This window comes from Flagellimonas maritima (assembly GCF_003269425.1).
Classification (GTDB): Bacteria; Bacteroidota; Bacteroidia; order Flavobacteriales; family Flavobacteriaceae; genus Flagellimonas; species Flagellimonas maritima.
The window spans coordinates 2394543-2406480 of the sequence record NZ_CP030104.1 but is presented as its reverse complement, the minus strand read 5'-3'; the positions used below and the strand labels follow the sequence as shown (position 1 = coordinate 2406480).

The following is an 11938-nucleotide window of genomic DNA, read 5'->3' as shown; positions in this document are numbered from 1 at the left end:
TTTTAGAAAAATCTAGGGGAATCTATTTGTTTTGGTTTCCCCTTTAGTTTTTTATCCTTATTTGTTTTGTTCCCACTGCCAAAACCTCCCCTACCTATATAAAACTTCAATATAGCCTCATGCGATGCACCACTGAATTCTCCGAGTAAGTTTGTATTGTAATCATAGGAATAGCCCAAAAACAATCCGTTCGAGATTTGAATGCCCGCCAATCCGCTAACTGTATCGTTAAAACGATAGGCCGCTCCAATTGTAAGGGCATCCAAAAATTGGAAATTAGCCGATATATCGATGTTCAATGGTGAGCCTTCAAGATAGTTGATCAAAAAGGCAGGTTTGAACTTAGTTCTGTCAGATAGTTGAAAAACGTAACCGCCTATTAAATTAAATTGCAAATTATCCTCAACTATGGTTGCAACCTCATCGTTGTACAAGCCGTTTGTCAAAAAGTTGGGTATGGAAAGTCCTGCATACCAATCTTCTTCATAGAGAAAAAGCCCCGCACCTACTGTTGGATAAAAATTACTTACGTTTTCATTGCCCAATGTCGGGTCCAAAGGATTATTCACCGTTCCTTCGGAGTAATCCAAATTTAGGAGCGATCCACCTGCCGCCATCCCAAAGGAAAGTTTGGTTATTTCCGATAAATTGATCTGATACGAATAGGAAACATCTATAAAGGTTTGGTTTGAAGGACCCAATTGGTCATTTACCACATTAAAGCCCAAGCCCATTTTTTCATTGGCAAAGGGAATGTTAGTTCCAAACCGCATGGTTCTTGGCGCACCTGGAATATCCACCCATTGGGCCCGGTACAGTCCAGCTATCTCCAGACTTTCAACAGTACCTACATAAGCAGGGTTGAAGCTACCTATATTATACATGTATTGGGTATACTGTGGTTCTTTTTGGGCACTGCAAATAGCAGTTATACCAAAGAACAGCAGTACAAATTGTTTATATTTTTTTAAACCAATCCTATTTGGCATACTCAATTTATCTTATAATTTGAATCCAACCTTTTGTTACTTCCGAACCGTCCTTTAAATCAAGTAAGTAAAAATAAGTTCCCTTCGGTAGCTCTCCATTATCTCCAGTTCCGTCCCATGAGCTATCGTAGCTATCCATTTTAAAAACGCTATTACCGTAGCGATCAAAAACCTCGAGTCTTGCATCTTCGAATTCGTTATTGGGGTCTACTAACTTCAAGGTATCATTAAACCCATCTCCATTGGGCGAGAATATGTTACATAGCGTACCTGGCGTTTGACAAGGACTCGGAATTACCTCAACAGAAGCACTAGCTACGTTATTATTTTCTACAGTATCTATTGGAAAGGTTGAAATTATAGTTGCCGTATTGGTCAATGTGCCTATTTCAAGCACCGTGACAGTAATCTCTAATGTCAATATCTCTTCTGGTATGATATTATCAATAGACCAATCCCCTGTTATTGGATCATATAACCCTTTTGATGCTGTATGTGCTATGTAATCGAATCCTGCACCAAGCAAATCGTTTACGACAATATCGATTACTCTATCCATCGTATTGTTCTCCAATGTTATGGTAAAAGAGACTTCCCTGTTCAGTAAAACCGTTTCTTCATTTACTGTTTTGGCCAATGCCAAATCAATAGGGTCCGGGTTGCATGCAGGGGTTAGGAAAGGGTCGCAACTATCCAATGGGTCAGTCATATTTTCAGGAATCAGGGGCGTACTGAGGTCGTCCACAACCAAAACCTCTTCCCCATCCGTCAATCCGTCACCATCCGTATCAGGATTGTTGGGGTCCGTTCCCAAATCGTTTTCCTCACTGTCCGATAGACCGTCGTTATCAGTATCAAAAAGGCAATTGCTCACAAATATGATTACTTGAACCGTACTATCGGTACAGGGGGCTATGGCCCCATCCGTTGTATATTCAAAAACATAATTTCCTGTCGGTAAATTTTCAAAGTCAACAGTATTCCCAGAACCAATGACCAGTGTACCACCGGATAAATCCGTAACAATGCTCCATGACCCGGAATCCTCGCCTGTTAGCGTGTCATCCAAATCAATAACCGTAGGGTCTTCGTTACCCAAAACGTTACAGGCTATAGTATTGGTTGGGGTCCCAACAAAGGGCAACGGGTTCACGGTCGCTACTACTTCGGTTCTTTCGGATGAACATCCATTTGCTGTTGCTTCAACAAAAAAAGATGTAGTTTCGGATATGAAAGGCGTTTCAAAAGATGAACCAACACCTATAACACTACCTCCCGTAGGGCTTGCGTACCAATTTAAAAAACCACTATCGCTTGCTGAAGCTTCTAAAATCAAGGTTCCAGGACCGCATCTTGTTTCCCCTGTTGTGTTTATAACTTCTGGAGAAGTAAATAATTGTAGTGATATTGTGATGAGGGGACTCCGACAATTATTATCTTCATCATAATAATATCCAAAATAGGATGCTGCATTAGTCACTATTACACCAGAATTCAAATTAGGTGGTAAAACATTAGGGTCAGTACTCCATCTAAGCTGACTATTTGGTGGTGGATTGCTAATAACATAATCATCCAGATTTGCATTTATTTCATCACAGAACACTGTCGGTTCGGAAGTATCCAAAACAGGAGCGGTAGTTCCCGCGTTACAAAGTTCAAAACAATCAATTACTGTAATAACTAATTCGGTTGCTTGGTTGTTACAGGGCGCTACAGCCCCATTAGTAGTAAATCTAAATCTATACTCCCCTAATGGTCGAAATAAAAAACTAACCTCATTATCTGGACCAATAACATTTTGAGGTAAATCAAGTGATGTCCAAAATCCGGTATCGGCACCTGCCAATTGGTCATCCAAATCTATAGTGCTGGCCCCTCCTGCAAACGTACAAGCTGCTACATTGTTCGCCACTCCAGAAGAAGGAGTTGTATTCGACGTTAGCGTTACATTAAAAGATGGACTTGTACAATCATTCAATTGATCGTAGAAAAATCCGTAGTAAGTACCCGCAATTGAGGTAAAGCTGGTTTCCAAATAATCATCCGTTTCGGTGATGTCCGGATTGGTGCTCCATCGCAAATCTGAACCTGCAGGAGCAAGACTATTGGTATATTCATCTAAGTCCTGTGCAAATATGTCACAAAAAATCGTATCCACAGATCCGTCCAAAACTGGAGCAACATTGCCTGCGGTACATGCATCATCATTAGTTATGGTAATGGTTGCCGTATCGGAAATATCCACTGTTAGTGTCGTATTCCCAAGGTTTTCCATGGAAATGACCAATGTCTCGTCCGGCTCTTCGGTGGCATCTGCAATCGGTGTAACCGTAAAATTGACGGTTTCACCCGCTGTCCCATCAAACGTAAGTGTTCTACCTGCAATACCCACGTAATCATTGTCATTCAAAGTAGCGGAGCCGTCGGTTGTTGAAATCTGTACGGTGAAGCCACCTTCGACATCATTATCCAGAGTAGCCGACAGGGCTATTGCCCCGGCATCTTCAGGACCATTGGCATTTTCAATGGTTACCGCAAATTGCCCAAATCCGAGATTGAGTCCAAAGAGTACAAAAGCTATAAAAAGTATTTTCTCTTTACGATAGTTAGAGAAAAATAAAGGTGAGGTTTTTTTTAACAACGGTAACATTACCTATTAAATGGTTTTCAGTTTAGTTCCTTCATTTTAATTTTAGGTAGGCTGTTTGGGAGGTGCCAATATTACTAAAAAATAGAAGCAACACCGCAACTTTACAGATTAAATCTATGTTTATTGGTTGAAATACCATTAGGGCGGACAAAGGGTTATTATACCGCCGCGGATGAAGTTTCCACTCCCGAATCTATTTTCCTTACCAAACCCTGCAAAACCTTTCCCGGACCAACCTCAATGAAAGATGTTCCGCCATCTTGAACCATTTGCAATATACTTTGCGTCCATTTTACCGGTGCGGTCAATTGTGATATCAGGTTGGCCTTTATTCCATCTGCATCGGTTACTGCTGTTGTTGGTACGTTTTGATAAATTGGACAGGTAGGCACATTAAATTTTGTGGCTTCTATGGCAGATGCCAATTCTTCTCTCGCAGGTTCCATCAAAGGAGAATGAAAGGCTCCCCCAACAGGTAGCAACAAAGCTCTTCTTGCACCGGCTTCCTTCAGTTTTTCACATGCAGTGTTTACTGCTTCTATTTCTCCCGAAATCACCAACTGACCTGGACAATTATAATTGGCCGGAACGACTATTCCCGGGGTTTCGTTGCATATTGTTTCTACCACTTCATCATCCAGACCTAAAACAGCGGCCATAGTACTTGATTGCATCTCGCAAGCTTTTTGCATAGCCAAAGCACGTTTAGAGACCAATTTTAAGCCATCCTCAAAATTAAGGGTGCCATTGGCCACTAAAGCTGAAAACTCACCCAAAGAATGGCCCGCAACCATATCCGGTTTAAAGTCATCTCCCAAAACCTTGCTCAAAATAACTGAATGTAGAAAAATTGCGGGTTGGGTAACTTTGGTCTGTTTTAAATCCTCGGGGGTACCTTCAAACATGACGTCCGTAATCGAGAAATCCAAAATTTCATTGGCTTGTTCAAAAAGCTCTTGTGCTTGTTGGTGATTTTCATAAAGATCTAATCCCATTCCCACAAATTGGGCACCCTGTCCAGGAAAAATGTATGCATTCATTAGTTGAGTATTTAAGCATTGCTAAAATAGGGATATTTTGAATATTCGGATTCTTGGATATTCTGGATTTTTGGATTGTTCGATAGCTTGATTTTTTTGACTCGATAGATTAAAACCTTATATCTAAAACTCTAAACTTCTGAACTCAGAACTCAGAACTCTGAACTTTGTACACTGGAAATCAAGAACTCAGACAAAAAACCATCACTCCTTGAACCAACCCGAATACGTTACATAGTTATTTGCTATACGGTCAATTTCACCCGAACTGAGTTCTGGGCTTATGTCCTTTATTTTCTTGGCAGGGACTCCCGCATAAATACTCCCTGCTTCAACATGGGTTCCTTGGGTTAGCACGGCACCTGCCGCGATGATGGAGTTACTCTCCACAACGCAATTGTCCATAATGATACTTCCCATTCCTATCAACACATTATCTTTCACCGTACACCCGTGCACCAAAGCATTATGGCCTATGGAAACATTATTGCCAATGGTAGTGGGGGATTTTTGATAGGTACAATGTATAACAGCTCCATCTTGAACGTTCACCTTATTGCCCATTTTGATAAAATGTACATCTCCCCGAATCACGGCATTGAACCATACGCTGCATTGTTCACCCATTGAAACTTCACCAACAATGGTTGCGTTTTCTGCAATAAAACAATCCTCTCCAATTTCTGGGGATTTTCCCCTAACGCTCTTGATTAACATAGTTTATGGTATTCCTTTATGTTTATAGTCACTGTTGTTCTTATTGAAAGTAAGATAGTAATCTTGCTTTTTTTGATGCAGAAACAGAGAGCTCTTTCCCGTTTGAAAGTACTACGCTACCTCCTTTTCCTCTTTTATATTTTACCACTTCGCCCACATTTACCAAATAGGATTTATGGATTCGGGCAAAAGCATACTCGGTGAGTGCATCTTCAAAATATTTGAGTGTTTTGCTTACCACTATTCTTTTGTCCTCTAAATAAATTTCGGTGTAATTGTCATCTGCTTTGCAAAAATAAATATCACCAACATCCAAAACTTGAAATCCATCTTGCTGTGGCAATGTTATTTTTCCTTCTGTTTTAATAGATCTGGCTTTTAATACCTGTCCTTCCAATGCATTTTCCTTCTCTTTTATTTCTTTGACATAATTGACGGCTTTAATCAATTCATCAATATTTATGGGTTTCATAAGATAGTAGGCAGCATGGTTATTCAAAGCGTCCATGGCATATTGATTATATGCTGTCACAAAAACGGTTTCAAAAGTTCTATCGGGCACTTTATCCAATAAATCAAACGCGTTTCCAAAGGGCATTTCAACATCCAAAAACACTAAATCAGGTTTATGCTTTTGAATGAGGTCCAATCCTTCGGTAATGTTTGGCGCCTCTCCCATCAGTTGGACTCCATCACTATATTTGGCAATATAGTTACGAAGTATCTCCCTGCTATTTGCCTCGTCCTCTACTATTATTGTCTTTAATATCATTAATCTTTTTTAAGCTTTAGCGACACTTTTGTCCCTGTTTCATCTTCCAGTAAATCAGAAATAGAGACATCAACCTTATTTTTGTACATGTTGTTCAATATCTGAATTCGTTTTTTGATATTCCCCATCCCCTTTGATTTTTGCTTCTTTTGATTTGCGGTTTTTAAAGCTGCGGATTTTTTTCTTCCAATACCATTATCGGTTATCTTAATTTCTAAAATCTCGTTGGTAATTTGGTCAACTCCAATTTTTAAAAATCCTTTTTGCTCTTTATAGCGCAGACCGTGCCAGATCGCATTCTCTATATAAGGCTGAAGCAACATAGGTGGAATCTCAAAAGCATCTATATCGATTTTTTTATCGATGCTTATTTCAAAATCAAACTTATCCGAAAAACGGGAATGCTCTAGTTTTACGTAGAGCTCCAATAGTTCCAATTCTTTGGAGAGCGGAATAAAATCCTCTTCCGAATTCTCCAAAACACTGCGCATTAAAACCGAAAAGTCACTTAGGAATCTATTTGCGCTCCGTTCATCACTTTTGGCAATATAATTGTTGACCGAATTTAGGGCATTAAAAATAAAATGCGGATTCATTTGGGTGCGCAGTGATTTTAACGCCAATAGGTTATTGGCCAACTTTTGTTGCTTATTGCTTCTATAAAATAGAAACGTTGTGAGTGCCATCAAAAATATTCCAAAAATCAACGAATAAATGAGCCATTTCTGTCTTTTGCTCGTCTCTTGAAAAAGTTGCTGTTCCGTTACGGCAAGGCTATACTTGCTCTGGGAAAGTTCACGCTCCTGTTCAAGACTGGAAATGCGATTTTGTTTTGTAGCTATCTCACGATTAAACCTAGCTGCCCTTGAAATCTCTTGCTCTTTTCTTATATACAGGCTATCCACTACGGCAACATAATCTTGATAGGATTCCAAAGCTTTTGAGAAATCACCCTTGTAACGGTATACCTCGGACAACTTTCTAGTGGCATCCTTCTGCACGACCAAATCATCCTCACTGTCCGCTTCCACAATACTACGCTCCAAATACGGTATGGCCTCATCCAGTTTATCTTGTGCAATGTATGCGTTCGCTATTTTGTAGTTAATTTGTTGCGAGGTTATAGAGTCAGCATTTTCAAGTCCTTTGTTTTCTTTTGCAACGGTTTGCCTTGACAATTGTTTTAGCTCGTTCAGACTTTTCTTCCGCAGTTGTATTTCATCGTCAAACCTGTTCTCCTCATTATAAAAATCAGCGACTTTCTCGTTTTCCTCTATCAATCTTTCAGGAGCTACTTTCTTTGATAAGTTTAGTGAATTATTATAGAATCCTTCTGCTTCTATGAAGCGGTTATCGCTTGCATAGGCATCTGCAATTTTTGAATTCAAATCGATTATTTTTGGAGAAATCTGATTCTTTTCAGCAATTTGAAGACCTTCTTGATAAAAATTCACTGCTTTCTTTAACTTTGATAGGCCCTTGTTCGCATCTCCCAATCCCTCGTAGAGCCTGACCCGTTGATAGGGAATCATATTCTTTAAATCCAATAAAGGCGAAAGTGTCGATTCGGCCTTTTGAAATTCGCCGTTCAAAATATAGGCCTTGCCCAACAGCAATGTAGTTTTTGTTGTCTTTTTTGATGTGAGGGCGTCTTTAAAATTTGTGATGGCAAGATCATATTGTTTGTGGTATAGGTATATCTCGCCCAACGTAGTAAAAGACTTCGACAGTTCTTCTTTGTTTCCCAACCTTTCCAGCTGTGCTATGGATTGCGCTATAAAATCTATACTTTTTTCTAGATTCTTATCCTTGTAAAAATTTGCAGAATCAAGTGAACGTTGATGGTTGAACGTGCTTCTTGAACTCATTCTACCTATAGTTTTCTCTTTTTTTGAAATGACGAATCCTTCTACCAATACGTCAACATCTTCATCTGAGCTAATGCGATGCTGAACGGTTTCAAATTCAGGGCTTTCAAAAATCAGTATGTCGCCCACAGTGGCCCGAATCCTGAATTCACCGAACGCATTGGTCGTTGTATAGCCTCCAGTATTGGTGGAAACCTGTACACCGGAAATAGGTGCAAAATTTTCTTTTCCTTTTACGGAACCTTTTATTTGCACTGATGGACTCTCATTGTTTACCTGTGAAAAGCCCGAATAAAATACAATCAGGAAGAAAAAAAGTATGTGCTTTATTTTTATCATTTACTTTTCAATACGTTAGGTAAACTTAATTCATCTAAAGCGTATTAAAAAATCCCCTTATCCGGAAAAACGACCAAAAACCTATCAATTCCCCTGCTTTACAAAACGACCCCTACCATTCACTCATTCTAAGTTCGCATTCACTCATTCCCAGTTTTTATTGAAAAAAGTTGAAGATACTTTTAGACCATAATTTAAAACTCTAAATCATGAAACATTTTAAGCACCTAATGGGAATAACGCTTTTTACCATTGCAGTGGGAACGGCATATGGCTGTAATTTGAAACCGAAAGAAAATTTTGGCAAAGCAGAAAAACAAGATACGGCAATGTTAACCACCACTGTATCCGAAAAGCCTGCCAAGCAGTTTGTAAAAGTTGCATTGTTATTGGATACCAGTAACAGCATGGATGGCCTTATCAACCAAGCTAAGGCCCAGCTTTGGGATATTGTTAATGAGTTCACGTATGCTAAATGCGGAAATGAGACCCGACCCTCTTTAAAAATAGCATTGTACGAATACGGCAACGATAATCTTGCCTCCAACGAAGGTTATATTAGGCAGGTCATTGGCTTTAGCAGCGATTTGGATGAAATCTCCGAAAAATTATTTTCACTTACAACCAATGGAGGTGAGGAATTCTGCGGAAAAGTAATCCATACTTCCTTAAAGCAATTGGACTGGGGCAAAAATGCCGATGATCTTAAAATGATATTTATTGCCGGCAATGAACCATTTACACAAGGCAAATTGGATTATAAGGACGCTACATTACAAGCAAAGGAAAAAGATGTCATTGTCAATACCATTTTCTGTGGCAACTATGAACAAGGCATTTCCACAAAATGGAAAAATGGCGCTACACTTACCGGAGGCGAATACATGGCTATTGACCATAATAAGCAGGTGGTACATATTGACACGCCTTACGATGATATTATCATAAAATTAAACTCACAATTGAACAACACCTATATTTCTTATGGTGCTTTGGGCAGTAAAAAGAAAGCACAGCAATCTATGCAGGATTCCAATGCGGCCGAAATGGAAGAGGCCGTAGTGGTAAAGCGTGCCGTAAGCAAAAGTTCCAGACTCTATAATAATTCTTCTTGGGATTTGGTAGATGCCATTGAGGATGAAGATTTTGAAGTATCTGAATTGAAAGAAAAAGATTTGCCACAAGAATTAAAAGGAAAATCCGAAAAAGAAATAACGGTATATCTGGAAAGTAAAAAATCAGAGCGTGAAAAAATTCAAAAGCAAATTCAAGAATTGAACAAAAAACGTGAAGCTTATATTGCAAAAAATCAAAAAGAGGAAGCTGGCGAATTGGAGAACGCTCTTTTATCAGCTATTAAAACACAGGCCGCAAAGAAAAATTATAGGTGGGATTAAAACCCTCACCCAGAACTGCCCAAGAGGGCAGTTCTTACCTCACCCCAGGAGAGGAAAATAGTTAAGTCTTATACCTTAAGAATTTCGATTAAAATACTATTAAGTTGAAGTGGGCTATCAGAAATGATGGCCCATTTAGTTATTTGCTGCAGGACAGTAGCAATCGTAACGCTTCCCTTGGTCACTTTGCCCAAAGTCATAGCCCAATGTAATCTGATGAAAGCCGCCATTGTCGAAACGAATATCTCCGGATTGATATGAATAATTATAAGAGAACATAAAATTATTGATGTTGACACCAACTATGGGAGTGAACAATTGTAACCGTTGCTCCCCAAAACCTCCATCGGTTTGGAATTGCGCACCATCAAAACTTCTACGATAGGATAAACCTGCCCAAACTGTACCGAAACTTACATCCCTATACACTTTTGCGTTAATGTCCAAGGTAGTTTCTTTGGTAAAATCTGTCATTTGCAATAAAACAGAGGGTTCTATTCTAGTGTTATTTCCAAAAACATATCCAACGGAAAACAAATATCTTCTTAAATTATCAAATTCTGCTAACGTATATAAGTCACGGCCACTACCCAAAATATTCAAGATTGCGGCATGCGCGTAGAATTCAAAAATATTGTAAGAAACCCCTAAATCAACATTGAAATAACTTACTGTATTTTTTACACCTGAGACCGCGGGGTCAGGTATTACGGATACAAATTCGGTTTCATCCAAACTGCTCAGTATTATTCCTGTACTGAGACCAAAGGATAGTTGGTTTAAGGTTCTAAAATCACCCGCCAACTGCAAATGATGTGCATACGTTGCCTTAAAACCTGTTTGGGAATGGTACCCGTTGGAGTCATTGAATAAAATACCGCCAATACCACTACGCTGCCCTACCCTAAAATTGGCGTTCAATGTCTGTAAACTTGGTGCTTCATCAACATTGAACCACTGCTTTCTTGCCGTTAAACGAATTTTTCCTCCCTCACTGATACCGGCCATTGATGGATAGACTAAATAATAGTTATCTGCCAAATAATCAAAATAAACTGGGATTCCTTCTTGTGCTTTGATAGCGAGCCCAAAAAAAAGAGTAAGAATCAGTGGGGTTAAATAGCGTCTCATTAAGTGATTAGTGCTAAAGTTGGGGTTTATTTAGGTAACCAAACATTTAAATAACGGTTGAAGCGCTACATTATTATATATTCCGCCTCTCCTATTTACTTTGTATTTTTGCATCAAAATTTAGTTATGAACGATTATAACATCACCGTTGTTGCCACTAACAATCCCAAAATTCTAAAATTCGAGACAAATCATTTTCTCACCAAGAGCAACCATGAGTTCAAAAATATAGATGATGCCAAGAATTCCCCATTGGCACAGCAGTTATTTTATCTGCCATTTATAAAGACCGTTTATATCTCAGGTAATTTTATAGCTCTTGAACGTTTTGACATTGTCGAGTGGGATGATGTAAAAGATGAAATAGCACAACAATTGGTCGATTATCTAAATGCTGGAGAACCTATAGTAATTGAAGAAGAGAACCAGAAAAAAGAAGCAATTACCGTCTATGCCGAGGTAACCCCAAACCCAGCGGTCATGAAATTTGTATCCAACAAAAAAATCGTACCTACTTCATACGAATTCAAAAATATTGATGATGCCAAAGATTCACAACTGGCAAAGGAACTCTTTCATTTTCCGTTTGTAAAAGAGGTGTTTTTTGATGAAAATTATGTTTCAGTCTCTAAATATGAAGTTGCGGATTGGAACGAAATTACGATGGAACTGCGGGAATTTATCAGGAACTTCTTGATGGACGGAAAAGAAGTTGTTTCCAAAGAAGCCATTCAGGAATCCAAAAAGATAGCAGAAAAGAGTCTCTCCCCAATTGAGTATGACGATACCTCCCAACAAATAATAGATATTCTTGAGGAATATGTTAAACCAGCCGTAGCTAGTGATGGTGGTAACATTCTTTTTCAATCTTATGAGGAAAAAAGCAGAACCGTTAACGTGATTTTGCAAGGGGCTTGCAGTGGCTGTCCTTCCTCAACATTTACTTTAAAAAATGGCATCGAAACCATGTTGAAGAATATGATGGGCGACAAAGTAAACGAAGTGGTAGCGCTCAACGGTTAGTTTTAGAGC

General features: G+C 39.0%; 9 protein-coding genes. 2 read left to right on the top strand and 7 right to left on the bottom strand.

The annotated features are described in order from the left end of the window. Positions 1–2: 2 nt before the first annotated feature. The 6 genes from HME9304_RS10600 to HME9304_RS10575 all read right to left on the bottom strand — a co-directional run bounded on the left by HME9304_RS10600 (position 3) and on the right by HME9304_RS10575 (position 8378). A complete protein-coding gene (locus HME9304_RS10600; RefSeq protein ID WP_112378571.1) occupies positions 3–989 on the bottom strand; it encodes a PorP/SprF family type IX secretion system membrane protein in 987 nt (328 codons plus the stop codon). Positions 990–996: 7 nt separating this feature from the next. After that, positions 997–3642, bottom strand: a complete 2646-nt coding sequence (locus HME9304_RS10595) for a T9SS type B sorting domain-containing protein (RefSeq protein ID WP_112378570.1) — start codon at positions 3640–3642, stop codon at positions 997–999. A gap of 158 nt (positions 3643–3800) precedes the next feature. Beyond that, the gene (gene fabD, locus HME9304_RS10590; RefSeq protein WP_112378569.1) at positions 3801–4682 is read right to left on the bottom strand and encodes an ACP S-malonyltransferase; all 882 of its coding nucleotides are present in this window, start codon (positions 4680–4682) and stop codon (positions 3801–3803) included. Positions 4683–4886: 204 nt separating this feature from the next. After that, the gene (locus HME9304_RS10585; RefSeq protein WP_112378568.1) at positions 4887–5399 is read right to left on the bottom strand and encodes a gamma carbonic anhydrase family protein; all 513 of its coding nucleotides are present in this window, start codon (positions 5397–5399) and stop codon (positions 4887–4889) included. Positions 5400–5439: 40 nt separating this feature from the next. After that, positions 5440–6171, bottom strand: coding sequence for a LytR/AlgR family response regulator transcription factor (locus tag HME9304_RS10580; protein WP_112378567.1), 732 nt, complete (start codon positions 6169–6171; stop codon positions 5440–5442). After that, positions 6171–8378: a tetratricopeptide repeat-containing sensor histidine kinase gene (locus tag HME9304_RS10575; RefSeq protein ID WP_112378566.1), complete on the bottom strand. Its 2208-nt coding sequence runs from the start codon at positions 8376–8378 to the stop codon at positions 6171–6173. The genes HME9304_RS10580 and HME9304_RS10575 overlap by 1 nt, the downstream gene beginning before the upstream one ends. A 209-nt stretch (positions 8379–8587) precedes the next feature. Here HME9304_RS10575 and HME9304_RS10570 point away from each other — a divergent pair, with 209 nt between their 5' ends. Beyond that, complete coding sequence (locus HME9304_RS10570; RefSeq protein ID WP_112378565.1) at positions 8588–9775, top strand: VWA domain-containing protein; 1188 nt, start codon at positions 8588–8590, stop codon at positions 9773–9775. A 135-nt stretch (positions 9776–9910) separates the two neighbouring features. On the opposite strand, the gene HME9304_RS10565 is transcribed toward HME9304_RS10570, so the two are convergent. Next, the gene (locus HME9304_RS10565) at positions 9911–10906 is read right to left on the bottom strand and encodes a PorP/SprF family type IX secretion system membrane protein (protein ID WP_112378564.1); all 996 of its coding nucleotides are present in this window, start codon (positions 10904–10906) and stop codon (positions 9911–9913) included. Between the two features lie 126 nt (positions 10907–11032). On the opposite strand from HME9304_RS10565, the gene HME9304_RS10560 reads away from it, so the two are divergent. Continuing rightward, on the top strand, positions 11033–11929 hold the full coding sequence (locus tag HME9304_RS10560) for a NifU family protein (RefSeq protein WP_112378563.1): 897 nt from the start codon (positions 11033–11035) through the stop codon (positions 11927–11929). Positions 11930–11938 lie beyond the last annotated feature (9 nt).